Below are 26,053 nucleotides of genomic sequence, written 5' to 3'. Positions count from 1 at the left end.
GAAACGGAGAGTGAGCATGGAAAAGCGGGAACTCATCTACGAGGGCAAGGCCAAGAGGGTCTATGCCACCGACCAGCCCGGCCAGGTCATCCACGAGTTCAAGGACGAGGCCACCGCCTTCGACGGCAAGAAGCGCGGGGTCATCGCCGGGAAGGGCAAGGTGAACGCCCGGATGTCGGACATTATCTTCCGGTACCTGGAAAAACATGGCATCCATACCCACCACATCAAGCTCCTCTCCGATAACCAGATCCTCACCTGGTGGCTGGAGATGATCCCGGTGGAGATAATCGTGCGCAACTTCGCCGCCGGAAGCCTGGCCAAGCGCCTGGGCTACCCGGAGCGCACGGAGATGAAGGCCCCCATCGTGGAGTACTACTACAAGAACGACGAGCTTGGCGATCCCATGCTGACTCGTGAGCACATCCATGAGCTGGGGCTGGCCGGCGACGAGCAACTGGACGAGATGACCTCCATAGCCCTGCGGGTGAACGAGATCCTGCGCCCCTACTTCGAGGCACGCGGGCTCATCTTGGCCGATTTCAAGCTGGAGTTCGGGACGCGGGAAGGGAGGCTCCTTCTGGGGGACGAGTTCAGCCCCGACGTGTGCCGGTTGTGGGACGCGGAGACGGGGGAGATCATGGACAAGGACCGTTTTCGAAAGGACCTGGGGAGGGTGGAGGAGACCTATGCCGAGGTCCTGCGCCGGATAAGCGAGGAAAAGACCGGCATCGCCGCCGCGGTCTACGTATCTCCCAAGAAGGGGATTCTCGATCCCGCGGGTCAGGCTGCCCTGGGCGCCCTCAAGTCCTTGGGCTACGACGAGGTGAAAGACGTGCGCATCGGCAAGTACATCACCCTGCGCCTGGAGGGAGTGGATGAGGGCAAGGCCGAGGAGCGTGTCAGGGAGATGTGCGAGCGCCTGCTGGCCAACCCCATCATCGAGGACTACCGGGTGGAGATAGAGTGAGGAGACGGGTTGACCATGATTCCGCCCCGGGAACCGGTTCCGGGATGTACGGGAAGGGTTCGGAAAAGGATGGCGGGGACCCGGAAAGGAAAAGGCGGTGACCCCGGTTATGTACCGGGACGGGTTCGCCGGCCGGGCGGTGGAGAGCGGGATGGAGGAAAGTGCTGAAAAGGTAATAACTGGTAAAAGTTCTTGACCCCGAGGAGAGGTGTCCATGAAGTTCGGAGTGGTGGTCTTCCCCGGTAGCAACTGTGAAGCGGATTGTTATCACGTCATCGACAAGGTACTCCGGGAGGACGTGGATTACGTGTGGCACAAGGAAAGGGTCGTCTCGTCCTACGACTGCCTGGTCCTGCCGGGCGGATTCTCCTACGGAGATTACCTGCGGTGCGGGGCCATAGCCCGCTTCAGCCCGGTCATGGAGGCGGTGGCCGGGTTCGCCCGGGAGGGAGGGCTGGTCATCGGCATCTGCAATGGATTCCAGATCCTCCTGGAGGCGGGACTGCTCCCCGGCGCCATGCTGCGCAACACCAGCCTCCATTTCATCTGCCGCTTCGTAAACCTGAGGGTGGAAAACACCGCCACCCCCTGGACCAACCGCGCTCAGCCGGGGCAGGTCCTGCGTATTCCCATAGCCCACAACGAGGGCAATTACGTGGTGGATCCCGCCACCCACCGGCGGCTGGTGGAGGAGGGGCGGGTTATACTGCGTTACTGTGACCAGAACGGTGAGGTCAACCCGGAGTCCAACCCTAACGGTTCCCTGGACAACATCGCCGGCATATGCAACGAAGGATTTAACGTCTTCGGACTCATGCCCCACCCGGAGAGGGCCTCGGAGGAGATACTGGGGAGCACCGACGGCCTGGTGATCTGGGAATCCATCCTCGAGCACTACCGGGAAAGGGGATGAGGACGTGAGCCGTAGCTGGAATAATATGCCAGGTAGATCGAGGTTGGGGCCAGGTGTAACCGAGGCGAGAAGGAAGGCCCGTTTCGGTTGCCGGGGGTCGATCGCCGGGGAAGTTAAAACGAGACAAGGTGGGGAGAGCCTGAAAATGGGGTATCGTACAATTTTGCGTGGTCGATCGCCGGGGCAAGCGGGGACGGAATAGGCGGAGCGGTGACGGATGCGGTGGAACGGCGATTGGAGATGAGGCCATGGCGGAGCTGTACGAGGAACTGGGTCTGACGGCGGACGAATACCGGGACATCGTCCGGCTCCTGGGGCGGGAACCCAACAAGGTGGAGCTGGGGATGTATTCCCTCATGTGGAGCGAGCACTGCTCCTACAAGAGCTCCAAGATGGTGCTCTCCCAGCTTCCCACCCGGGCCTCCTACGTGCTGCAGGGACCGGGTGAGAACGCGGGGGTAATCGACATCGGGGGCGGGCTGGCGGTGGCCTTCAAGATGGAGTCCCACAACCACCCCAGCGCGGTGGAGCCCTACCAGGGGGCGGCCACGGGCATAGGGGGCATCGTGCGGGACATCTTCACCATGGGGGCCCGGCCCATCGCCTGCCTGGATCCCCTGCGCTTCGGTGACCCCTCCAAGCCTCGCAACCGCTACCTCTTAAGCGGCGTGGTGGCCGGAATCGCCGGGTACGGCAACTGCCTGGGCATCCCCACCGTGGGCGGGGACATCTACTTCGATCCTTGCTACGACGAGAACCCCCTGGTCAACGTGATGTGCGTGGGAATCATGCCCAAGGAGAAGCTCATTCGGGGCGTGGCTACCGGGGTGGGCAACGCGGTGGTGCTCATCGGGAACCGCACCGGCAGGGACGGCATAGGCGGCGCCTCCATCCTGGCCTCGCAGGAGTTCGACGAGACCAGCCAGGAGAAACGCCCCAGCGTGCAGGTGGGCGATCCCTTCACCGAGAAGCTGCTTATCGAGGCCTGCCTGGAGCTCCTGGACCGAGGCCTCCTGGTGGGGCTCCAGGACCTGGGGGCTGCCGGGCTGTCCTGCGCCTGCTCGGAGACGGCCGCCCGCGGTGGCGTGGGCATGAGGGTGTGGCTGGAGAAGGTCCCCCTGCGCGAGGAGATGGAACCCTTCGAGATCATGATCTCCGAGTCCCAGGAGCGCATGTTGGCCATCGTGGAGCCCTCCAAGCTGGACCAGGTGATGGAAATCTGTGGCAAGTGGGACCTCAACGCCGTGGTCATCGGGGAGGTCATCGAGGGGGACCGGCTGGAGGTCTACTGGCACGGGGAGAAGGTGGCTGACGTGCCCGCCACCACCTTGGCCCAGGGACCGGTCTACGACCGACCCTCGGAGAGGCCGGAATACCTGGACGAGGTGCGGTCCCTGGACCTCTCCTCCCTGGATCACCCCTCGGATTACGGCGAGGTCCTGCTCCGCCTGGCGGGCAGCCCCAACCTCTGCGACAAGAGATGGGTCTACGAACAGTACGACCACATGGTGCAGCTGAATACCGTGGTCTACCCGGGATCCGATGCCGCCGTGCTGCGGGTTAAGGGCACCAGCAAGGCCCTGGCCATATCCTGCGACGGCAACTCGCGTTACGTATACCTGGATCCCTACCTGGGCACCCAGATAGCTGTGGCCGAGGCGGCTCGCAACGTGGTGGCCTCGGGAGGCGTGCCCATGGCCCTGACCAACTGCCTGAACTTTGGGAATCCGGAGAGACCTGACATTTTCTGGCAATTCAGGGAGTCAGTGCGCGGGCTGGCCGACGCGGCGCGTTTCCTGGAGCTGCCAGTGGTGAGCGGGAACGTGAGCTTTTACAACGAGTCCTTCGGGAAGGCCATCTATCCCACTCCCATCGTGGGCATGGTGGGACTCATCGGCAACCTGGCCCACCGCCGCACCATGGGTTTCCCCGGCGAGGGACTTTTAGTGGTCCTTCTGGGCGAGACCGGCGAGGACCTGGGGGGCTCAGAGTACCTGAGGCTGATCCACGGGCTGGTGGCAGGGAGCCCTCCCCGCCTGGACCTGGACCTGGAGAAGAGGGTGCAGACCGCCTGCATCGAGGCCATCCGCCGCGGCATGGTGCTCTCGGCCCATGACTGTTCGGAGGGCGGGGTGGCCCTGGCCCTCCTGGAGTGCTGTTGCGCGGGTGGGGTGGGAGCCTCCCTGCGTGTGGAGACCGGGTTGCCGCCCCATGCCTGGCTCTTCGGCGAGAGCCAGTCGCGCTTCGTGGTCACGGTGACCGAAGAGGACTTGGATTCCCTCCGTGCCCTGGCAGGGAGCCGGCAGATTCCCTTATCCGTGCTGGGGAAGACGGGGGGCAACCGCCTGGTGGTGAACGACTGGATAGACCTCGGCCTGCTCGACATGTCCAGGGCCAGGGAGGAGGCCCTGGAGCGGATACTGAGCGGGGAGGCCGGCGGGTGAAGGTCCCGGTGATGTACCCCAACATGCCATTCCAAGGACCTTTTCTGTCATCCCGAGGTCCCTTTCTGCCATCGCGAGGACCTTTTCTTGTCATCGCGAGCGAAGCGAAGCGATCCCACCCGGAAGCGCATCGCCCCGCGAGATTGCTTCGTCGGCGCTCCGCGCCTCCTCGCAATGACATAGGTGGACGGGGAGTGCGGAATACCTCTCAATGACATGGGTGAACCGGAAGTGCGGAATGGTGGACATGGAATGCGGAATGGTGAACCGGAAGTGCGGAATGGTGGAGCGGGAATGCGGAACAGGGAGGTGTGTATCCCGGTGAGAGGAAGACATCAATCCCGATGGGGACGGATTATATTACACTGGTAGTGTGAGCCGGGAATAGACTGTCCGGAAAAACACCACTCACCGGGATCCGGGAAAGCAGGTGGCGGCGCGGAAAACGGCGGTCGTCGCCGAAAAGAGGTGGGAAAGGCGAACATGAGCCTCGAGATTCACGACCACTGCGGCGTTTTCGGTATCTACACCCGCGAGGACGACGTGGCCAAGCTGACCTACTACGCCCTCTACGCCCTCCAGCACAGGGGCCAGGAGAGCGCGGGAATCGCCGTATCCGACGGACGGGAAACGGTGATGCTCAAGGACATGGGCATGGTCTCCCAGGTCTTCAGCGAGAGGGACCTCCTCAACCTGCAGGGCCACATGGCCATAGGCCACGTCCGTTATTCCACCACCGGCTCCTCCTTCTGGGAGAACTCCCAGCCCATCCATGCCTCCGGGCACCGGGGCTCCGTTTACGTGGCCCACAACGGCAACCTGGTGAACACCGACGAGCTGCGGGAGGAGCTTCGAGAACAGGGGGTTCGCTTCCATACCACCTCCGATACCGAGGTCATCGCCCTGCTCCTGGCCCGGCATCCGGCGGGGGACATCGAGGAGGCCGTCCGTGAGGTCATGCCCCGCCTGAGCGGAGCCTATAGCCTGGCCATACTGACCGAGACCAAGCTCATCGGGCTGCGGGACCCCCATGGCATCCGCCCCCTGTGCGTGGGGCGTTACCGGGACGGCTTCGCCGTATCCAGCGAGAGCTGCGGGCTGGATATCATAGGGGCCGAGTACATAAGGGAGATTGAGCCGGGGGAGATGGCGGTCATCGACCATTCCGGCCTTCGCTTCGAGCGCTTCGCGGAGATGCGGCGGCCCTCCCTGTGCATCTTCGAGTTCATTTACTTCGCGCGCCCCGATTCGGTGATGTACGGCACCTACCTCTACCATGCCCGCAAGCACATGGGGATGAGCCTGGCCGACGAGGCCCCGGTGGAGGCGGACGTGGTCATGCCCATCCCGGACACCGGGGTCCCGGCGGCCATCGGCTTCTCCCAGGCCTCGGGCATCCCCTTCGGGGAGGGGCTCATAAAGAACCGCTACGTGGGCCGTACCTTCATCCAGCCCACCCAGGCCATCCGCCAGCTGGGGGTGCGCCTCAAGCTCAACCCCTTAGTGCGGGACATCCGGGGCAAGCGACTGGTGGTGGTGGACGATTCCATAGTCCGCGGCAACACCACCAAGGAGATCGTCAAGATGCTGCGGGATGCGGGGGCCCGGGAGGTGCACATGCGTATAAGCTCACCTCCGGACAAGAACCCCTGCTTCTACGGCATCGACACCGCCACCCGCCAGGAGCTCATCGCCTCCTCCCGCAGCGTGGAGGAGATACGCCGCTTCATCGGGGCCGACACCCTGCACTACCTGAGCATGGAGAACCTGGTGCGGGCTACGGGGAGGCCCAAGGAGGAGTTCTGCACCGCTTGCTTCGACGGGGAATACCCCATCCCCGTTCCCGACGAGATGCGCATGGCCAAGTGCCGCCTGGAGGCGGGTTGAGGGATCCGGAGTCATGGAGTTGTATGAAAATGGCAGATGAGGAAATGGTGCACGAAGAAGGAAGGTCGGAAGGACCAGGGTCAGGAGAGTCGAAAGAGATGTCCTGCACTCCCCTGTCCTACCGGGAGGCTGGGGTGGATATCGAGGCCGGGAAGAAGGCCGTGGAGCTCATAGCAGGAGAGGTCGCCTCCACGCTGCGCCCGGAGGTCCTCTCCGAGCTGGGCGGCTTTGGGGCCCTCTTCCGGGCCCGCTTCGAGGGCATGGAAGAGCCGGTCCTGGTCTCCTCGGTGGACGGTGTGGGGACCAAGGTCAAGGTAGCCCAGATGCTGGACCGCCACGACACCATCGGCTTGGACCTGGTGGCCATGTGCGTGGACGACATCGTCACCTGCGGGGCCGAGCCCCTCTTCATGCTGGATTACCTGGCCATGGGGAAGGTGGTTCCGGAGAAGGTCAAGGACATCGTTTCCGGCATCGCCCGCGGCTGCCGCCGGGCGGGATGCGCACTCGTAGGCGGGGAAACCGCGGAGCACCCCGGCATCCTGGAGGAGGACGAGTATGACCTGGCCGGTTTCGTGGTGGGGGTGGTGGACCGGAAGCGCATCATCGACGGTTCGCGCATCGTGCCCGGGGATGTCATCGTGGGCCTGCGGAGCTCAGGACTGCACGCCAACGGCTATTCCCTGGCGCGCAAGATATTCTTCGAGCTCAACGACTTCGACCTGGAGGACCGCCTGCGCGGGTTGTCCTCCACCCTGGGGGAGGAACTGCTTACCCCCACCGAGATCTACGCTCCGGGCATCCTGCGGGTGCTGCGGGAGGTGGAAGTGAAGGGCATCGCCCACATCACGGGGGGAGGGCTCATCGAGAACGTGCCCCGCATGCTTCCCCGCAACGTGGACGCCGTAATCGACGTCTCCTCCTGGCATCCCCACAGCATCTTCAACATCATCCGCAGGATGGGGGACCTGGACGAGGTGGAGATGTACCGTACCTTCAACATGGGGATAGGCATGGTGCTGGTGGTGGACCTCAACGACTACCGCCAGGTGGTCCACCTCCTGGGCCTCTCCCAGTACCGGGCCTTTCGCATCGGGGAAATACGCGAGGGCACGGGGGGTATCTGCCTCACCTGCTGAGAGACGCGGGAATCGGGCGACCCTCGCGACATTGGGCAGTGTAGGGTGCGGAGGAACCCGGTATGTGCGTCGGTGATCGACAAGGCGGTCGCACCGTCCATGCAGGAAGCCGTGGCGGTCTATGATTCGCGTGAGCGATGAATACCGGTAGACGTCAAGAGGGACTCACGGCGGCCGGGGACTTTGTTGGCGTACCCTGATGGGGAAAGGTGAAAATGACGGCCCGAGCTTCCAGGCCTGATGGAGGCCGCCAAGGTTGACGTACCCTTACCCTTGTAGAGAAAGGCGAAGATGATGGAGGACAGGGGGTAAATAAAGGTGGAGACCTGCCGTCTTGGGGTGCTCATCTCCGGGAGCGGGACCAACCTGGAAAATATAGCCAGGAGGATAGAGGAAGGGGAAATACCCGCCCGCATAGCCGTAGTCATCAGCGACCGCGAGGACGCCTACGGGCTGGTGCGGGCCAGGAACCACGGGCTACAAACGGTCTTCGTGGATCCCCGGTCCTTTCCCGACCGGGTTTCCTACGACCGGGAGCTTGTCCGCATCCTGGAGGAAAACCGGGTGGACCTGGTGGTCCTGGCCGGTTACATGCGGCTGGTGAGCCCCGAGTTCGTGGAGGCCTTCCGTAACCGTATCCTGAACATCCATCCCGCCCTGCTCCCTTCCTTTCCGGGCACCTCGGGAGTGGCCGATGCCCTGGCCTACGGGGTCAAGGTGACCGGGGTGACCGTCCATTTCGTGGACGAGGGATTGGACACCGGTCCCATAATCCTCCAGGAGGCGGTCCCCGTGCTTCCGGACGACGACGTGGAGAGCCTGCACCAGAGGATACACGAGGTGGAATACCGCCTCTACCCGAAGGCCATCCGCCTCTTCTGCCAGGGGCGCCTGAGGGTGGAGGGCAGGCGAGTGGTTATCCTGGACGAAACATGAGGACGGCAGGTCGTTCTAAGGTATCGGCTAAGGAGGGATGGGCGTGGAACCCGTGCGCAGGGCTTTGATAAGCGTTTCCAACAAGGCCGGCATCGTGGGCCTGGCCAGGGAACTCCGGGACATGGGGGTGGAGATCATCTCCACGGGAGGCACGGAGGCTAGGCTGCGGGAGGAGGGGATAGAGGTCACCCCCATCTCCGAGGTCACCGGTTTCCCGGAGATGCTCGGGGGAAGGGTCAAGACCCTTCACCCCAACATCCACGCCGCCCTCCTGGCCCGGCGCGACGACCCCGAACACCTGCGGGAGATGGAGGAGATGGGCATCAAGCCCATAGACCTGGTGGTGGTCAACCTCTACCCCTTCGCGGAGACCATCTCCCGCCCGGAGACCACCTTGGAGGAGGCGGTGGAGCAGATCGACATCGGGGGAGTGACCCTCATCCGGGCGGCGGCCAAGAACTTCGCCGACGTGGCCGTGGTCACCAACCCCAAGCGCTACTCCTCCCTCCTTTTGGAGATGCGCCGCAACGGGGGAGCCATCTCCCTGGAAACCCGGCGCGCCCTGGCCGCGGAGGCCTTCCGCCACACCGCGGAGTACGACTCCGCCATCTACGCCTACCTCTCCCGGGCCTTCGAGGAGTTCCCGGCCACCCTGAACATGGTCTTTAAGAAGAAATCCGACCTCCGCTACGGGGAGAATCCCCACCAGAAGGCCGCCCTCTACCAGGAGATCGGGGCTCCCTCCACCTCCCTGGTCTTCGCCGAGCAGCTGCACGGGAAGGAGCTCTCCTTCAACAACGTCCTGGACCTCGACGCCGCCTGGGCCCTGGTCAAGGAGCTGGAACTCCCGGCGGCGGTGATCATCAAGCACAACAATCCCTGCGGGGTGGCCATGGCCGAGAGGCTCTCCGAGGCCTACCGCCGGGCTTACCGCTGCGACCCGGTGAGCGCCTTCGGGAGCGTCATCGCCTTCAACCGTCCCGTGGACGAGGAGACGGCAGCCCAGGTCAACGAGACCTTCGTGGAGGCGGTGATCGCCCCGGCCTTCCCCGAGGCCGCCCTTTCCATCCTGCGGGGGAAGGAGGACATCAGGCTCCTGCAGCTCCCCCTGGAGAGGGAGACCTACCTCCTGCTCAAGGACGTCAAGCGCGTGGAGGGAGGGCTCCTGGTCCAGGATTACGACCGGGGCGAGGACCCCCGCGAGGAGATGCTCCTGGTGGGAGACCGCGAGCCCACGGAGGAACAGTGGGAGGAGCTCATCTTCGCCTGGAAGGTGTGCAAGCACGTCCGCTCCAACGCCATCGTCCTCGCCCGGGATCGCGCCACGGTGGGAGTCGGCGCCGGGCAGATGAGCCGGGTGGACGCCACCCGCGTGGCGCTGATGAAGGCGGGTGACCGGGCACGCGGCTCGGTGCTGGCCTCGGATGCCTTCTTCCCCTTCCCGGACTCGGTTATCCTGGCCGCGGAGGCCGGGGTGGAGGCCTTCATCCAGCCGGGAGGCTCGGTCCGGGACCAGGAGATCTTCGAGGAAGTGAAAAGACGAGGCCTGGTTATGGTGCTCACCGGCAAGCGCCACTTCCGCCACTGAGAGGGTGGGAAGCTGAAATTCCGGGATGCCGTACGTTTCAGCAGGCGCTTTCAGGGTGGAAGAGGCCGGGAGATCATCCCGTCATCCCGATAAAACAGGCAATCTCGTCAAGGAGAGGGAGGCGATCTCCCGAGCGTTCGACTGACGACTATGGTGCTACGCCTGTTCTTCGAAGCGAAAGGCATCGGGGACGTCGAGGAGAAGATCTCAAGATGTTGTATCGTCTCGGTAGGCGCTTTCCGGGTTGAAGAAGATTTACAGACCACCCTATCATCCTGACAAAACAAGCAAATTCGACAAGAGGAAAGGGGTGATCTCAAGCTTGCCATTCATCTCCGGCCCCGGGTGCTATATGATAAGCCTATGAACCGGTTCTACCTGGCGGTACGGATAGTGGTCCTGGTGGCCCTGTTTTTCCTCCTGGCGGCGGTGTTCTGGGGAATAGCCAACCGGGACAAGACGGTGGCCCACGGGAACGAGCAGATCGCCCTGGAGTACCGCCGCACCAAGCCCGCGACCTACACCTCTTACCTGCTCATCGCCTTCGTGGTGGGCGGGATTTTCGTTGTGCTGGGTTCCATCATCTACGATTACCATCATCTGCGGAGGGAAAGCATGGAGGAGGAGTGGGCTAGGCCCGGGCGGGCGGAAAGCCGGCCGGAGCCCGATAGCGGGGACCGATTCCTCCCGGGTCCTACCTGATTTTTCTGAACGCCGCGCCGTTCGTTAACCCAGGAAGGCCTCCCACCCCGACGTCGGCAAGAACTTCGAAGCAACTCCCCGGGCAACCCAGAAGCTCCAATCCTTTCCCTCGAAGGTGCCATCGGACGACATGGTCACCGGTTCAACGTCCCCCCGGAATGCTTACCGCCCTGCTCTTAGTAGCCTCCCGGGGAAAAGGCCTTCGCGCATCGTTTCGGTTTTTAAACCTCGACGGGATTTCGAAGGAATTACTTCCTCGGATATTATCGCTGACTTCTCCAGGCATCACCTTGCCCTCCCTTTCCCCGGTCCCCGCATGGTGGACCCGGTGATGTAAAATCAATCCAGGCCCGTGGACGTGATTTTCGGCCCCGGGAGAACGGGCCGGCTCGAGGAAGGAGGGGAATATGCGCCGGGTCAGCCTTCCCAACCTGCTGTGGTACGGGAACCAGGCCCTGGAGGTATACTTTCCCGACCGCTGGGAGGTGGAGGTCCTCGAGCCTCCCGGTTTCGGCAAGCCTCCCCTGGACGACGCGGGGGTGGAACGCGCCTTCCGCGAACCCATAGGCTGTCCTCCTCTGGAGGAGCTGGCCTCCGGGGCCCGGGAAGTGGTCATCGTCTTCGACGACATCACCCGTCCCACCCCCGTGAGCCGCGTTCTGCCCTGGATATTGCGGCCCCTCGAGGAGGCGGGGATCCCCGACGCCAACATCCGCTTCATCCCCGCCCTGGGCATGCACGGGGCCATGAACAACATCGACTTCCGCAAGAAGCTGGGCCCGGAGGTGGTGGAAAAGTTTCCCATCTACAACCACAACCCCTACGAGAACTGCGAGTACCTGGGCGACAGCCCCACCGGTGTCCCGGTGTACATCAACCGCGAGTTCATGTACTGTGACCTGCGGATAGGGATAGGGTGCATAACCCCCCACGTCCACGTGGGCTTCGGCGGAGGGGGGAAGATAATCCTGCCTGGCATAAGCGGGGTGCAGACCATCAAGGCCTGGCACGGCGAGGTCTCCCGGCGGGGACCGGAGACCATGGGCCTGGGCCGGACGGAGGGCAACGTGATGTACGAGGAGATAAAGCACGTGGTGCGCATGTCCGGCCTGCAGGTCAAGGTGGACGCCCTCATCAACGCACGCGGCGAGATAACCGACCTCTTCGTGGGGGACCCCCTCGAGGAATACGCGGTCGGGATCGAGGCAGCACGGGAACATTACGGCACCCCTCCCTCCCCCGGGAAGGACATCGTGGTGGCCAACGCCTACGCCAAGTACAACGAGATGGCCATCTGCATGCTCATGTCCATGATGACCGTGAACCTGCAGCGCGGGGTCATCGTCCTGGTGGTCAACGCGCCCGAGGGCCAGGTATGCCATTACCTCATCCGCAGCTTCGGGAAGGAGTACGGCGGGGATTTCTACATGCGGATGGGTCCCCCACCGCCGGGAATAAAGATAATCGTTTGCACCGCCTATCCCGACCGGACCATGTGCGACCTCTTCGCCCCCATGGAAGCGGTCACTGTCACCCGCGACTGGGAGGAAACCCTGCAGCTCCTGGAGCGGGAATACCCCGACCGGGCATCGGTGGCGGTGATCCCTGACGGCACCATGCAATTCTTCAAGACCTGATCCCCGAGGAGAGGGCGGCGGCCAGGGAGGATACCGCAGGAGCCGGGTCCTCCCCCGCGTTCACGGCGTCCAGGGCCGCCTTGACCAGGGCGCTTCCCACGATCACCCCGTCGGCCAACCTGCCCACTTCCCGGCACTGCTCCGGGTTGGAGACACCCAGCCCGGCGGCGATGGGCCTGGAACAGAAGCGGCGCACCCTCTCCAGGAAAGGCGCCAGCTCCCGTGACAGGCTATCCCGCAGGCCGGTGGTCCCCTTGACCGCGAAGCAGTAAAGGAATCCCTGGGTTAGCTCCCCCAGCATGCGTAGGCGCTCGTCGGGAGTGGTCATGGAGGCGAATAGGATGACCGCCAGGCCGTGTCCATTGGCTGCTTCCCTCCAGTCACCCATCTCTTCAGGGGGCAGGTCCGGGATGAGCACCCCGTCCGCCCCGGCCTCCGCGGCCGCGGCGGCGAAGGTCCGGTGTCCCAGCCGGTGCACCGGATTGTAGTAAGTCATGATCAGGATGGGATTCTCTGTGCGCCGCCTCAATTCACCGACCAGCTCGAAGACCTGGCTAGGGCGGAACCCTGCTTGCAGGGCCCGGAAGGACGATTCCTGTATCACCGGGCCGTCCAGCACCGGGTCGGAGAAGGGCACTCCCAGTTCCAGGGCGTCGCAGTTCTCCAGCAGCACGGAGGCTAGGCGAAGGGAGGTCTTTCGGTCGGGGAAACCGGCCGTGGTGAAGCCGATAAGGGCGGCACGGCCCCTGGTTCTTTCGAACATGTCTTCAATGCGCTTCATTCCGTCCATCGAACCTTCCTCCAAAGAGCGAACTTCCCTCACTCCTGCGGGAGCGGACGGCCATTAGGGTGTTCACATCCTTGTCTCCCCGCCCGGAGAGGCAGATCACCAGGGAGGCGCCCGGGCCCAGCTCCCGCGCCAGCTTGGCGGCGTAGGCCACGGCGTGGGCGCTCTCCAGGGCAGGCAGGATGCCCTCCGTGCGGCACAGGAGATCCACCGCTTCCAGGGCCTCGGCGTCGCTCACCCGGACGTACTCCACCCGCCCGCTCTCCTTGAGGTAGGCGTGTTCCGGCCCCACCCCCGGGTAGTCCAGCCCCGCGGAGATGGAATGGGTTTCCAGTACCTGGCCCTCCTCGTCCTGCAGCAGGTAGGAGCGTGCGCCGTGCAGAACTCCCACCGAGCCCAGCCCCAGGGTGCTGCCGTGCTCGCCGGGTCCTTCGCCCACGCCTCCGGCTTCCACTCCCACCATGCGCACGTCGGTGTCCAGGAAGGGGTGGAAAAGCCCAATGGAGTTGCTCCCGCCTCCCACGCAGGCCACCAGGCAGTCAGGCAGGCGCCCCGTCTTTTCCAGGTGCTGGCTCCGGGCCTCGCGACCGATGACCGATTGCAGATCGCGCACCAGGGTGGGGAAGGGATGGGGCCCCACCACCGAGCCCAGGCAGTAATGGGTGTAATCCACGCTGGCCACCCAGTCCCGCAAGGCCTCGTTCACCGCATCCTTGAGGGTGCGCGAGCCGCAGCGCACCGGTATCACCCGGGCGCCCAGGAGCTCCATGCGGAAGACGTTGAGGGCCTGGCGATCCATGTCCACCTCGCCCATGTACACGTCGCATTCCAGGCCCAGGAGGGCGGCGGCGGTGGCCGTGGCTACCCCATGCTGGCCGGCTCCCGTCTCGGCTATGACCCGGCGCTTGCCCATGCGCCTGGCCAGCAGGCACTGCCCCAGGGTGTTGTTTATCTTGTGGGATCCGGTATGGCAGAGGTCCTCCCGCTTGAGGAAAATGGTCGCCCCTCCCAGCTCCCGGCTCAGGCGCTCCGCCCGGTAAAGAGGAGTGGGCCTCCCGGCGTAATCGCGGAGGTAGGCATCCAGCTCCTTGCGGAAAGAGGGATCCTCCCTGGCTTCCTGGTAGGCTTTTTCCAGTTCTTCCAGCGGGGCGATGAGCGTCTCAGGGATGAAGCGTCCCCCGAACCTTCCGAAACGGCCCTTTGGGGCCACGGATTCGGATTGTGCATCCCATCCGGCGGTCATGGGTACACCTCCTTCAGGTTTACCGCGCGGAGACCGGACCTCTCGGGTCGGCGTCCGGCGCGGTTTTTTGCGCGCCTGGGCTTGGTTCCGCGCTGGCCGTGCCCGGTCCCCGCAAGCATGGCGGATGTTCGGCGGCAGGACGAGGGAGGGGAGACGGTCGGAACCCGCTTCTTACCGGCGACTTCCCTCCACGTCGCAGGATCCCTAAGAATCACCATTTCCAGCTCTCCTCGCTTGCAGCCGGCCTATTTCCCTTGCGACCCAATGACCAAGAGTCATCCGCTCCCGGGACATGCTTCTTATCCCGTGAGGGTTGCCCTGCCTGCATTATCGATTTTCCTTGTGGCACTCCTCGAACTCCCGGGGCTTGCTCCTTATCCCGGTGAGGGTTGACCCGTCTCCGGCATATGGCCCATGACCTGCCTTGTGCTCCTGGAGTCTATCTTTCTCTTTTCCCGGGCAAAGGCCTTCCTTGCAGCGCTCGTAAAGTCGCGCAGGCGGGCGGGATCCTTGATTCCGGGTGAGATCTCCACCCCGCTGGACACGTCCACCCCGAAGGGGCGCACACAAGCCACGGCCCGGGCCACGTTCTCGGGGTTAAGGCCACCGGCCAGGATGACCCGGCCCCTTCGGGCCGCCTCCGCCGCCAGGTTCCAGTCCCCCACCCGGCCCGTCCCGCCCGGGAGCTCCGGGTCCCAGGTATCCAGGATTACGGCGAAGGCGCCGCGGTACTCCTCGAGGAGCTCCAGGTCCTCCGGCGTGCGCGGGCGGAGGGAGGGAACGGCCCTTCCCCCGAACCGGGACGCCAGCCCGAGGGAGCGGCCGTGGAGCTGGACCAGGTCCAGGGAGCAGAACCCGGCTATATCACGCACCTCGTCCTCCTCCTGGTCCAGGAAGACCCCTACGCGCAGCACGGACTGGGGAAGGCGCAGGCTGATTTCGCGGGCCCGGACGGGATCCACCCGCCTTGGACTTTCAGCGAAGACGAAACCCACGGCGGTGAAACCGGCGGCGCAGGCGACCAGCCCGTCCTCCAGCCTGGTGATCCCACAGGCCTTAAGGAAGGGAACGCTCGGCTCGACCACCCCATGGTACCCGTTCCTGAACATCGCGTCATCCCTCACTTTGACCCGGGTGCCGGGAGGCCCGCAGTTCCCGCAGGGTGCGCTCGGGATCCCTGCTTCCCGAGAGGGCCTCGCCCACCAGCACAGCGTCTACTCCCATCTCCCGCAGGCCCACAAGGTCCCCGGCGGAGCGGTAACCGCTCTCGGCCACCAGGAGGATGGAGGGAGGAACCAGCGGGGCCAGTCGCGCTGTGGTGCCCAGGTCCACCTCGAGGGTCACGAGGTCCCGGTTGTTGATGCCTATCATCTCCGCGCCGGCCTGGAGCGCCTTCTCCAGGTCGTTGTCGTCGTGTACCTCCACCAGGCATTCCATTCCCAATTCCCTCGCTCCCGCCAGCAATCTGGAGAGCTGCCTGCTTTCCAGGGCGGTGGCGATGAGCAGCACTGCCGCGGCACCCGCCGCCCTGGCTTCCAAGAGCTGGTAACGATCCAGGATGAAGTCCTTCCGCAGAACGGGTAGGTCCACGGCGGTCGCCGCCTCGGCCAGGTCCTGCAGGCTGCCGCCGAAGAAATCAGGCTCGGTGAGTACGGATATGGCACGGGCCCCGCCGCGCCGGTATGCCCGGGCGGTTTCCGCCACCCGCAGACTGGGTCGGATGTCCCCCCGGGAGGGAGAACGACGTTTTATCTCCGCGATTATCCCCACTTCCGCCTCGGCGCGTGACCGGAGGGCGGCGGACAGGGAGGGAGGGGGTGGAAGCTCCGCGCAGAGGTCTTCGAGGTGAGAGGGAGAGAAGACCTCCATCATCTCCCGGACGCGTTTCCCGGCGAGCTGCATGGCCCGTTCAAGAAACACGACTCGCCTCCTTGGTAAATTCTACCAACATTTCCAGTTTCCGTAGGGCGCGGCCGGAATCCACCGCATCCTCCGCCAGCGCCAGCCCTTCCTTCAGGTCGGCTGCCCTTCCCGCCGCATAAAGGACCGCGGCGGCGTTGAGGACGGCAATGTCGCGACGGGGACCCGGTTTCCCGGAAAGAACCTCCTCGCGGATAATGCGGGCATTCTCTTCCGCGCTTCCTCCCTGCAGGGCCTGAGGGTCAGCGGGGTCGAGCCCCAGTTCGCCCGGCTCGATACGCCCTTCTTTGACTTTCCCGTCCTCCACCTCCCAGACCAGGGTGGGGGAGATGGAGGAGATCTCGTCTAGGCCGTCCTCGCCGTGCACTACCAGCGCCTTCCGTGTCCCCATGCCGGCCAGGGCGCCGGCTATCAGCGGGGCCTTGTCCACTCTGCCTACCCCCAGAAGCTGGAACTGGGCCCCGGCTGGGTTGGTGAGGGGACCCAGCAGGTTGAAGGCGGTGGGAATGCCCATTTCCCTGCGGGCCCGCATCACGTGGCGCATGGCGGGGTGAAAGCGTGGGGCGAAAAGAAAGCCGATCCCCACTTCCTCGATGCAGGTCCGCACCCGTTCCGGGTCCATATCGATGTTCACCCCGAGGGCCTCGAGGACATCAGCGCTCCCGCAGGAGGAGCTCACGCCGCGATTCCCGTGCTTGGCCACGTAGACCCCCGCCCCGGCGGCGATGAATGCGGCGGCGGTGGAAATGTTGAAAGTGCCGCAACCGTCCCCACCCGTTCCGCAGGTGTCCACGAGGGGAGAGACCGAGGGCCGGATGTTCAGCGCCGCCTCGCGCATGGCCTGGGCGAAGCCTGCTATCTCTTCTGGGGTCTCGCCGCGCATTCTCAAGGCGGTGAGCAGGCAGGCGACCTGGGCGTCGGTGGCTTCCCCCCGCATGATGAAGGACATGACCTCCCGGGCTGTCTCCTGGTTCAGGGTTTTCCCCTCCGTCACCCAGGCCAGGACATCGCTTATCATCTTCCCACCTCCATTTCCAGGAAATTCCTTAAAAGGCCTTCTCCCTCGATGGTCAGAAAGGATTCGGGATGGAACTGCACTCCCTCCACGGGCAGGTGACGGTGCCTTATGCCCATGACCAGCCCGTCCTCGCTGCGCGCGCTGATCTCCAGCTCGGGGGGGAGGTCCGCGCCGACTACCAGGGAATGGTAGCGGGTGGCGGTGAAGGGATTAGGTAGCCCGCGGTAGATGGTTCTGCCATCGTGGAATATTCTGGAAGTTTTCCCGTGCACGGGGCGCGGCGCACGAACCACCGCCGCTCCGTAGAGGTGGCCGATGGCCTGGTGTCCCAGGCAGACGCCGAGGACAGGTACCTTCCCCGCCAGGCGCCGGACCACGGGGATGGTTATCCCGGTGTCCTCCGGTCCTCCCGGCCCGGGCGAGATGACCAGGTGGGTGGGCCGTAGCTCATCTACGCTTGAGAGCGTGAGCTCGTCATTGCGCGCCGCGATGACCTCGGCTCCCAGTACCTGCAGGGCCTGGGCAAGGTTGTAGGTGAAGGAATCATAGTTGTCGATGAGGAGCACACGAATGGACCGGGTGCCGCTTTCCGCGGGGGCGTTTTTCTCCCAGCGCGTTGCCGGACGTGAAAGCGCGGTCCGTGACGAGCTCGGGGCGCCGTCGCGCCCTATCGTGTTCCGCGCAGAGATCACGGTGTCATCACCCCCTCGCGGGCCTCAGCGGTGCGAATGGCGCGTAGGAGGGCGCGAGCCTTGTTCACCGTCTCCTCGTACTCCCGGGAAGGATTGGAGTCGGCCACCACCCCGCCTCCGGCTTGCACGTAAGCCCGGTTCCCCTGGATGACGATGGTTCGGATGGCGATACAGGTGTCCATGTCCCCGTGGTAGGAGACGTAGCCCACGGCGCCGGCGTAAGGGCCGCGTCGTTCCCTCTCCAGCTCGTCGATTATCTGGCAGGCCCTTATCTTGGGCGCCCCGGAGACGGTGCCTGCCGGGAAGGCGGAGCGCAGCAGCTCCCGGTTGCCCCGGTCGGACCGCAGGGTCCCGGCCACCTCGCTCACCAGGTGCATGACGTGGGAGAAACGTTCCACCTCCATGACCCTTCTCAGGACCACGCTGCCGGGCTCGCACACCCTCCCCAGGTCGTTGCGGGCCAGGTCCACCAGCATGACGTGCTCGGCACGCTCCTTCTCGTCCGAGAGCAGTTCACGCTCCAGCTCCTGATCCTCCTCGGGGGTCCTGCCGCGCGGCCGGGTGCCGGCGATGGGGCGGATTACCGCCTCGCTTCCCCGCCTCCTCACCATGGGCTCCGGTGAGGAACCCACCAGGAAAAGGTCCCCGCAGCGCAGGAAGAACATGTAGGGAGAGGGGTTCTGCCCCCGCAGGGCCCGGTAGACCGAGAAGGGCGAACAGCGCAGGGGGGTGGAGAATCGCTGGGAGGGGACAACCTGGAAGGCTTCCCCGGCGAAGATGTACTCCTTGGCACGTCGCACCATGTCCTCGTATTCCTCGCGGGTGCAGTTGGATTCCACTTCCTGGAAATCGACTTCCTCGGAGAGGTAGTAGACCTCTCCGCCGGAAGGAGGTGTGGGTTTCGTGACCAGGTCACGGGCCATGGATTCCAGCGCGGCCGCCGCTTCCCGGTAAAGACGGCTCCTCTCGCCACTATCCGCTTCCTCCGGGACAAGGACGTTAGCCAGGAGAATAATGCGACCCCGCAAGTGGTCAAAGGCGGCCGCGGTGAGGGTGAGCATGAAGACCATGTCCGGGATGGGGAGGCCCTCCTTCCGGCGCAGGGTCATCTTGTCCATGAACGGCAGGAGGTCGTAGGCGAAATAACCCACCGCACCGCCGCAGAAGGGGAGCCCTTCCGGGGGAGGGGAGGCACGAAAGGATTCCATGACGTCGAAGAGGAAGTCCACGGGGTCCTCCCGGGCCGGCGCGACGCCATCGCCTGGTGGATGGCGCCTCGTTTCATCGGGGAGAGTGCTAAGGAACCCGCTGTGGAGCCGCTCCAGCTCTTCTCCGCCCAAGGGTATTCGTATGCGCCCCTCATCGTAGCTTATGATGCAGAGAGGGCGGCAGCCGAGGAAGGAATAGCGCCCCCAGCGTTCAGCTCCCTCCGCGCTTTCGAGCAGGAAGGAATGGTCCCCGTGTGCCAGTTTCAGGAAGGCGGTGACCGGGGTCTCGGTGTCCGCTTCCACGGCGCGGGTCACGGTGATGAGGTTGTAGCGCCGCGAGAGCTCCAGGAACTCCTCTTCGCCGGGGGAGTATAAACCGTTCTTTTTCCCACCGCTCTCCGCGCATACCCTGGTCATCTTCGCCCACCTCCCGTTCGAAAGCCGGGATAGCAATGTCTTTTTCCCATGACACCTTCATCCTCCGTTTTCCATCCCCTCACTATTCCTCACTACTCTGAAAAGGAACGGCCGCGTATCCCTCGGGGAACGCGGCCCATACAAGCTCGAAGGCCGCTCCCCCTGGAGAGGGCTCGCGGCCTTATCCTCTTTAGATTCTTGTTTTTCGGTCTTTTCTCTTATCCGTAAGTTTTACTGGCGCAGGCTTCAGCGGAGCCCTCTCCTCAGGAGAGGCTCCACCACCATCGAAGTTCGCAATGATTCACGGCCTGCTTTTCCATCATAGGGGGATTTTAGGAGAAAGGGAGGTAATTGTCAACAAAACGAAGTGAACAAAAAGGGTACCTGGGTTTTATTTTTCTTCCTAGGCTGGTCGATAAATATATATACAGTTAGGGTTTTCGATTCGAGTCTCCCGGGGGAGCCGCCTGGATTCGCAGGTGGATGGGCGATGCTTACGACGATCTTTTCGAAAGAGGACGGCTTTACGCTCGTGGAGCTTATGATCGTCATCCTCATCGTGGGGATACTGGTGGGCATCGCTGTCCCGGTGTACGTGGCCGCCCGCGACAACGCCTCAGAAAAGGTGTGCCGGGCCAACGTGAGGATGATGGAATCGGCCATTGGAGTCTACAATGCCCGGTACGGCACCTATCCTACCGCGGTCGGAGAACTGGTCCCGGAGTTCATGGAAGAAGTTCCCATATGCCCGCAGGTGGGGAACCCGGGTTCCTACACCTTTATAGGCGGAGGCGAGACACCGCCCGCCATCTCATGTTCCTACCATGGGGAGTTCTGAACCCACGGTGCCCTGGATACCCCCCGTCGCACCGCGTTGGATGGAAACGCAATGTATGGCCATATTAAAGCCCTTACCAGTCATCTGTGCGCCGCTCACAGGTCCTCGTTCGGTCGTAAACAGCAAGATCCGGGTTTGAAAAACCTGCCCTCAGGGCCGGTCCACCACCGTGGCGATGCCCACCCCGCCGCCCCCGCAGAGGGTCTGCAGCCCGTACTTCAGGCCGTGGCGGACCATCCAGTGCACCATCTCCGTGAAGTAGAGGACTCCCGAGCAGCCGATGGGATGACCTATGGCGATGGCCCCGCCGGTGGGGTTTATGCGCGGGTCGTCGAAGTCCAGCCCGAATTCCTTGCAGAAGGCCAGCACGGGTGAGGCGAAGGCCTCGTTGGGCTCGAAGACGTCCACGTCGTCCATGGTTATTCCCGCCCTGTCCAGGGCCTTGCGTATGGCGGGTATGGGCCCCAGGAGCATGATCAGGGGCTCGGACCCGGCCACGGCGGTGGAGAGGATGCGGGCGTAGGGCTCCAGCCCCAGTTTCTCGGCTTTTTCCGAGGTCATGAGCATGACCGCCGCCGCCCCGTCCACGATGGCCGAGGAGTTGCCCGCGGTCACCGTACCTCCTTCCTTGAAGCGAGGCGGGAGCGCGGCCATCTTGGCGTAAGCGGCCTTCGGATCGTCCAAGGCCTGCTCGCGGGGAGGCTCGTCCCGGTCCACCAGGCGGGTACCGTTCTCGTCCTCTACCTCCACGGGGACTATCCTCTTCCGGTACCATTCCTCCTCGCGCATGGCCCGCACCGCCTTCTGGTGGCTCCAGAGGCCGAAGCGGTCCATGTCCTCACGGGAGAGCTCGTAGCGGTCGGCGACCATCTGAGCGCTGACCCCCATGGGGTTGAGGGCTCCCCGTTCCATGGCCCGGGGATGGAGGGAGGCGGGAAGCCCCGCCTGTCCGGCGACCATGAAGTCGGAGCCCATGGCGTAGTGGCTCATGCTCTCCACCCCGGCGGCGATGGCTATCTCGCCCGCTCCGCACATGAGGGCGTGGGCCTGGGAGTTTATGGCCTGCAAACCGGCGTTACAGTAGCGGTTCACCGTCCACCCCGCCACCTCGTCGGGAAGGTCGGCGGCCAGGACGCCTATCCTTCCCAAGTTGAGGCCCTGTTCCCCGATCTGGCTCAGGCATCCCACAGCCACGTCCTCGATCTCTCGCGGGTCGAAGGAGGGACATTTTTCTACGACCCTTTCCACCAAGCCGCGCAGCGCCGTGGCCAGCAGGTGCTGGGCGGACACCCTGGCGAAAACTCCGCCCTTGGCCGCTCCCGCCCATCCGGATCTGCCGGTAGGGGTGCGGACGGCTTCAACCACCACCACTTCCCTGAGTTTATCCGTCATTTTTCACCTCCTGAGCTGCGAAAAATTCCTAAAGCCCGGTTTCGTTGCCAGCATGCTTCCCGAAAACCGTGTCCTCCCGGTCCTCGCGCTGTTCCCAGGAGCGCCATACGACCGGCTGGCCTTCCGGGAAGGCGTCACTTCCGCCGAAGCCCGGTTCAACCCCTGCTTTCCACGTCCCTCCAGTAAATCTTCTCCAGCTCGCGCTTGATTATCTTGCCGTCTATGTGGCGGGGAAGCTCGTCGAAGAAATCCACCTTGGCCGGTATCTTGTAGCCGTAGAGGCCCTCCCGCTTGCAGAACTCGATTATCTCCTCCTCGGTGGCCTCCTTCCCCTGGTGGAGCTGCACGCAGGCCACCGGGACCTCCCCCAGGTCCGGGTGGGGAAGCCTGACCACGGCCACGTCGAAGACGGCGGGATGGCGGAGGATGACTTCCTCTATCTCCAGGGGATAGATATTCACCCCGCCGGTGATGATCATCTCCTTGACCCGTCCCGTGAGGTAGAGGAAGCCGTCCTCGTCCAGGTAGCCCAGGAGGCCGTCATCGTACCACTCCTGGCCATCGATCAGGCGGATGGACTCATGCAGCCGCTCCTCCGAGCCCGGGTAACGCAAGGCCAGGGTGGAGGCGGTGCGTCCCATCACCTTGCCCACCTCTCCGGGCTCCGCCCAGCGTCCCTCCTCCTCGATGTAGATGCGCAGGTCTCCGCAACGTGCCTTTCCCACGCTCGCCAGCCGCTTGGGGTTTTCCCGGTAGTCCTCGGGAAGGAGCACGGTGATGATGGCCGTCTCCGCGCTGCCGTAGTATTCGCCGAACACCGGTCCCGGTGCTCCCTGCCGCATGAAGAGCTCGTTGGTGGCCGCTTTGACCTCCGGAGGACAGGGCGCCGCGGCGCAGAGGATGGAGCGCATGGAGGAGAGGTCGTAGCGGCTCTTCACCTCCTCGGGGAGGGCCAGCACCCGCTGCAGGATGGTGGGGGCCACGAAGGTCCAGTTCACCCTCTCACGCTCGATGAGGCGCAGGAACTCCTCGGCGTCGAACTTGCGCATGATCACCGCCGTGGCCCCCAAGAGGAAGAAGGGAGCCCAGGCTGCGGCGGTTCCCGCGTGGTAGAGGGGGGTGACGATGAGGGTGCGGATGTTCCCGGTCACCGGGTCGTGGATGCGCTCACCCCCGAACCAGTAGAGGTAGCTGAAGGCCAGGAAGTTGTAACGCGTGAACTCGGGGAGGGTGGCCCGGGGCGGCTCGGCGAGGTCGGAGAGCATGTACCCCAGGCTGTCGAAGAGGTTGGAGCTCTTGGGTATCCCCGTGGTGCCCCCGGTGTAGGGGTTGAAGGAGACCACGAAATTCACCTCGGGCATGGTAGCCGGATGGGAGAACACCAGTTCCTCGTAGGACAGGACGTCCACACCGGCGGGAGCGCCGTCGCCCACCATGACCAGGTGGCGCACGCTCCCCAGGTCTCCACGAATCCGCTCTATCTCTTCCCGGAATTCGGCGTCGAAGACCAGGACCTTTGGACTTCGCAAATTTATGGTCTTGATAAGTTCCTCTCCCCGCAGGTGCCAGTTGACGAAGGGGGTGACCACCCCGATGAGGCTGCAGGCGCACATGGTCTCCAGGAACTCGGCGCTGTTGTGGAGCATGACGCCCGCCGTGTCCCTGGGCCGGAGGTCCAGGTCCTGCAGGGCGTTGGCCAAGCGCAGCACCCTTTCCTTGAGCTCACCGAAGTTGTATCGCTTCTCCCCGTCCACCACCGCTTCCCGCTCCGGGAAGGTGTCCCACATCCCCAGGACCCAGTTGGGGATGATGCGGCCCACCTTCATCTTCCCCAGGTCCTTGAGGTTGGAGAGCAGCCCCCTTCCGCCGGTGAAGATGCGGTACACGATGCGCCGGGTGTTCTTAGAGCCGCCCCACTGCTCCCGGAAGGTCCTGCCCAGCCCCCGTGCCTCCTCCATCCGCAGGGCCGGGGGCAGGGCGCGCAGGAGCTCCTTGAGGTTCTTGTCCGCCTTGATCGTCATAGCCTCTCCCTCCCCGTTCCGGACGCCATTCCACGTGCCGCGCCCCTTGCGGCCGTTGTCCTCTCGAATGTTTACGGGCCGGTTACGGGCCAATGCCCCCTTCCTCGCGGCTCCTGCTCGTCTCACGTGAAAGCCAGACGTTTCCGTCCCGGCCCGGGAAAGCGCGGAACATCCGATGCATCCTCTTCTTTCCTGTCGCCGGGTAGGGTTTGCGAGGAACGCCCACCCGGAAGCCGTCCAGCCATGGGCCATCGGTTACTTCTGTCTGTAGCGTAAATATACCCCATCCTGGAGGGAATAAACCGCCCCGGGATGCTCCTGCGTAAGGCGGCAAGAAGCATTCGTTTCTCAACCCTTTTCGGAGCTCATTAACCCTGGACGGAGCTCATTGACCCTGGATATGGTGCGCCGGGCAAGCCCTCGTGGGAAAAGTGATCCTTCGCACATGCCGGATGCCATGCCGGAGGTGGTTCCCCTCCGGCGGTCACGAAATAGGGGATAGCGCCGCGGCGACCTTCTCCGCCAGGATGCGCGCTCCCCGGGGGTTGGGGTGCACGCCGTCGAGGGTCAGCAGAAGCCCCCGTCTTCCGCTGAGCTGGAAGGCCGCGCACGGAGTCAGGGAGCGCAGGGGGTCCAGGAAGGCGTCGAAGAGGCAGCCCAGGAGGTAGGAGCTGGGGTTTTCCAGGCGTTTTAATTCCCTTTCGTAGGGTTCGGCCAGGTCGGCCAGCCGTGCGCCGGCAACCAGGGCCGTTTCCGCGATGACACGGTTGTATTCCTCTCTCCGTCGGTTGAGGTGAGAATGGAGGTCCTCGCCTAGGCAGGGAACGGAGGCCAGGATCACCGAGCCGGCCCTGCCCCGCGCGGCCTTGACCACCCTCTCCAGGAGCGCCCGGAAGGCCTCGGGCCGGGCGGCGGGGACGCTGCCCCGGGAGACGAGTCTTTTTACCAGTATCTTCCATGTACCACCCCTGCTCTCGAGGAAGGGGAGGAGGAGGTCGTTGGCTCCCGCTACCAGGAGGACCGCGTCCGGCCTCCGGCCCGAGAGGAGCTCCGCCAGGCGGTTTCCCGCGCCCAGAAGGGTGTCCCCGCCCCTGGCGCTCACGGTTATCTCCCAGGACGGGTCCAGTTGGCGGAGAAGGGCGGGGAAACAGAGGTGGGGGAATCCCCCCGCCAGGCTGTCGCCCACCACGAGGAGCTTTCTTCCCGTCACTTCCGCCTTAACCCTCCCGTCCTGCTCATCTACTCCACTTCTCCCCCGGAGGACAAGGGAAAGAGAAACCTTGCGGAACCGGTCGGCCACCGCTCATTGAAAAGTTTCCTCCGGCCGCCGCCTTGATCCTCCTGTCCGGCCCAACCTGCTCCACTTCTCCCCCCGGGGGTCCCGGGGAGATAAGGCCCTGCAGGCTCGGAAGCCCCTAGCTTAACCCGGTGCGGAGCCCTGCGAGGCGTCCATCTTCCCGTCTCTCATTTGGGATTCCCTTTCCAGCTCCCCCATGAGCTTCAGCGCCTCCTCGAAACTCGACCCGCAGAAGGCCGGGTCGGGCATGAAGGCCGAGCAGACGCGGGGCCTCTCCGGCTTCTTCCACAGGGAACAGAGGTTTTCCGCGGTCAGGTGCGGACATCTCGCGCCCGCGGGCTTGTTCAAGGTGGATATGGAGAGCGCTATGCAGCACGCCCCACACTTGCGGCATTCCAAGGGTTTTCTCCTTTCCGGACCCCGCCTTGACCCCATACCGCTGACCGGTGGCCCCGCAAGCGCGACCGGAATCTATTGATTTCCGTGCCCCGCCTTCATCCACCATACTAACACGGCTGGGTTTCGGGCCGCGGCAAGCCACCCGCCTGCGGGTTCCGCGTGCTCCGCGAGTCGACGTGGGAGACCCCTTGCATAACCATGGCGGGACGGTGTTTCACTAAGTCGTTCCTTTCCCGGGTCCCGATTTTTCTCATGGTGCCTCCGTCCCCGTGAGAAAAGATTCCCCAACACTGAGCAATATTTTTCGGTTGCACGCTTGGAGAGCCCTTGCCGTTGCGGCATGAAAAGGGTGAGGATCATGAGGGCCCAGGATGACCGGTGATTTCGGGGAGCTCTCGCGCCGCATGGTGGCATCAGGATTTTCCGACCGCCGAGCAAGGGCTCACCCTCTTTGGTTTTGGATGTTGAGGGGCCAGGGGGCATGACGCGTATATGTGGTATATATAAGCCTTATGGAAATGGAGAGCTCTCAGTTCGGTGCGGAGCGGACCCCTGCCGGCAGGTTTGCGCCACCTTCGATGAACGGATCCGCGAAGAAACGCTAA

At 64.1% G+C, this 26,053-nt stretch carries 21 protein-coding genes; 10 read left to right on the top strand and 11 right to left on the bottom strand.

All coding sequences use genetic code 11. The features are described 5' to 3' along the window. The first annotated feature begins 16 nt into the window (after positions 1-16). The 9 genes from QME84_03265 to QME84_03225 all read left to right on the top strand — a co-directional run bounded on the left by QME84_03265 (position 17) and on the right by QME84_03225 (position 12,216). Entirely contained in the window at positions 17-970 is a 954-nt protein-coding gene (locus QME84_03265; protein ID MDI6873288.1) for a phosphoribosylaminoimidazolesuccinocarboxamide synthase, read from the top strand. 214 nt (positions 971-1,184) lie between these two features. Further along, positions 1,185-1,883 carry a phosphoribosylformylglycinamidine synthase subunit PurQ gene (purQ, locus tag QME84_03260; GenBank protein MDI6873287.1) on the top strand — a complete coding sequence of 233 codons (699 nt, stop codon included), beginning with the start codon at positions 1,185-1,187 and terminating at the stop codon, positions 1,881-1,883. 248 nt (positions 1,884-2,131) lie between these two features. Next, positions 2,132-4,327 (top strand): phosphoribosylformylglycinamidine synthase subunit PurL, encoded by a 2,196-nt coding sequence (purL, locus tag QME84_03255; protein ID MDI6873286.1) that lies wholly within the window; start codon positions 2,132-2,134, stop codon positions 4,325-4,327. Positions 4,328-4,810: 483 nt separating this feature from the next. Next, positions 4,811-6,214, top strand: a complete 1,404-nt coding sequence (gene purF, locus QME84_03250) for an amidophosphoribosyltransferase (protein ID MDI6873285.1) — start codon at positions 4,811-4,813, stop codon at positions 6,212-6,214. A 98-nt stretch (positions 6,215-6,312) separates the two neighbouring features. After that, positions 6,313-7,353, top strand: coding sequence for a phosphoribosylformylglycinamidine cyclo-ligase (purM, locus tag QME84_03245; GenBank protein MDI6873284.1), 1,041 nt, complete (start codon positions 6,313-6,315; stop codon positions 7,351-7,353). A 318-nt stretch (positions 7,354-7,671) separates the two neighbouring features. After that, entirely contained in the window at positions 7,672-8,289 is a 618-nt protein-coding gene (gene purN / locus QME84_03240) for a phosphoribosylglycinamide formyltransferase (GenBank protein MDI6873283.1), read from the top strand. 37 nt (positions 8,290-8,326) lie between these two features. Next, the gene (purH, locus tag QME84_03235) at positions 8,327-9,877 is read left to right on the top strand and encodes a bifunctional phosphoribosylaminoimidazolecarboxamide formyltransferase/IMP cyclohydrolase (GenBank protein ID MDI6873282.1); all 1,551 of its coding nucleotides are present in this window, start codon (positions 8,327-8,329) and stop codon (positions 9,875-9,877) included. 363 nt (positions 9,878-10,240) lie between these two features. Then, positions 10,241-10,579 (top strand): hypothetical protein, encoded by a 339-nt coding sequence (locus QME84_03230; GenBank protein MDI6873281.1) that lies wholly within the window; start codon positions 10,241-10,243, stop codon positions 10,577-10,579. Between the two features lie 407 nt (positions 10,580-10,986). Next, a complete protein-coding gene (locus QME84_03225) occupies positions 10,987-12,216 on the top strand; it encodes a lactate racemase domain-containing protein (GenBank protein ID MDI6873280.1) in 1,230 nt (409 codons plus the stop codon). Here the strand turns inward: QME84_03225 and trpA are convergent. The 7 genes from trpA to trpE form a co-directional block, all read right to left on the bottom strand. Beyond that, positions 12,206-13,006: a tryptophan synthase subunit alpha gene (gene trpA, locus QME84_03220; GenBank protein ID MDI6873279.1), complete on the bottom strand. Its 801-nt coding sequence runs from the start codon at positions 13,004-13,006 to the stop codon at positions 12,206-12,208. The genes QME84_03225 and trpA overlap by 11 nt on opposite strands. Then, positions 12,984-14,246, bottom strand: a complete 1,263-nt coding sequence (gene trpB / locus QME84_03215; GenBank protein MDI6873278.1) for a tryptophan synthase subunit beta — start codon at positions 14,244-14,246, stop codon at positions 12,984-12,986. Before trpB ends, trpA begins: the two co-directional genes overlap by 23 nt. Before the next feature lie 374 nt (positions 14,247-14,620). After that, positions 14,621-15,355, bottom strand: a complete 735-nt coding sequence (locus tag QME84_03210) for a phosphoribosylanthranilate isomerase (GenBank protein MDI6873277.1) — start codon at positions 15,353-15,355, stop codon at positions 14,621-14,623. Between the two features lie 4 nt (positions 15,356-15,359). Beyond that, positions 15,360-16,166 carry an indole-3-glycerol phosphate synthase TrpC gene (gene trpC, locus QME84_03205; protein ID MDI6873276.1) on the bottom strand — a complete coding sequence of 269 codons (807 nt, stop codon included), beginning with the start codon at positions 16,164-16,166 and terminating at the stop codon, positions 15,360-15,362. Further along, positions 16,156-17,184, bottom strand: coding sequence for an anthranilate phosphoribosyltransferase (trpD, locus tag QME84_03200; GenBank protein ID MDI6873275.1), 1,029 nt, complete (start codon positions 17,182-17,184; stop codon positions 16,156-16,158). The genes trpC and trpD overlap by 11 nt, the downstream gene beginning before the upstream one ends. Beyond that, positions 17,181-17,750, bottom strand: coding sequence for an aminodeoxychorismate/anthranilate synthase component II (locus tag QME84_03195; GenBank protein MDI6873274.1), 570 nt, complete (start codon positions 17,748-17,750; stop codon positions 17,181-17,183). The genes trpD and QME84_03195 overlap by 4 nt, the downstream gene beginning before the upstream one ends. Before the next feature lie 122 nt (positions 17,751-17,872). Beyond that, a complete protein-coding gene (gene trpE / locus QME84_03190; GenBank protein MDI6873273.1) occupies positions 17,873-19,501 on the bottom strand; it encodes an anthranilate synthase component I in 1,629 nt (542 codons plus the stop codon). Between the two features lie 490 nt (positions 19,502-19,991). Between trpE and QME84_03185 the strand changes: the two genes are divergently transcribed. Next, a complete protein-coding gene (locus QME84_03185) occupies positions 19,992-20,339 on the top strand; it encodes a prepilin-type N-terminal cleavage/methylation domain-containing protein (GenBank protein MDI6873272.1) in 348 nt (115 codons plus the stop codon). A 150-nt stretch (positions 20,340-20,489) separates the two neighbouring features. Here QME84_03185 and QME84_03180 read toward each other — a convergent pair whose 3' ends face one another. From QME84_03180 to QME84_03165, 4 genes are all read right to left on the bottom strand, one after another. Further along, positions 20,490-21,731: a thiolase family protein gene (locus QME84_03180; protein ID MDI6873271.1), complete on the bottom strand. Its 1,242-nt coding sequence runs from the start codon at positions 21,729-21,731 to the stop codon at positions 20,490-20,492. A 155-nt stretch (positions 21,732-21,886) separates the two neighbouring features. Further along, positions 21,887-23,752, bottom strand: a complete 1,866-nt coding sequence (locus tag QME84_03175; protein ID MDI6873270.1) for an AMP-binding protein — start codon at positions 23,750-23,752, stop codon at positions 21,887-21,889. A 484-nt stretch (positions 23,753-24,236) separates the two neighbouring features. After that, positions 24,237-24,962, bottom strand: coding sequence for a GDSL-type esterase/lipase family protein (locus tag QME84_03170; GenBank protein ID MDI6873269.1), 726 nt, complete (start codon positions 24,960-24,962; stop codon positions 24,237-24,239). A 210-nt stretch (positions 24,963-25,172) separates the two neighbouring features. Next, entirely contained in the window at positions 25,173-25,448 is a 276-nt protein-coding gene (locus QME84_03165; protein ID MDI6873268.1) for a YkgJ family cysteine cluster protein, read from the bottom strand. Positions 25,449-26,053 lie beyond the last annotated feature (605 nt).

This window comes from Actinomycetota bacterium (assembly GCA_030019255.1).
Lineage (GTDB): Bacteria > Actinomycetota > Geothermincolia > Geothermincolales > RBG-13-55-18 > Solincola_A.
This window is presented reverse-complemented; position numbering and strand designations above follow the sequence as displayed.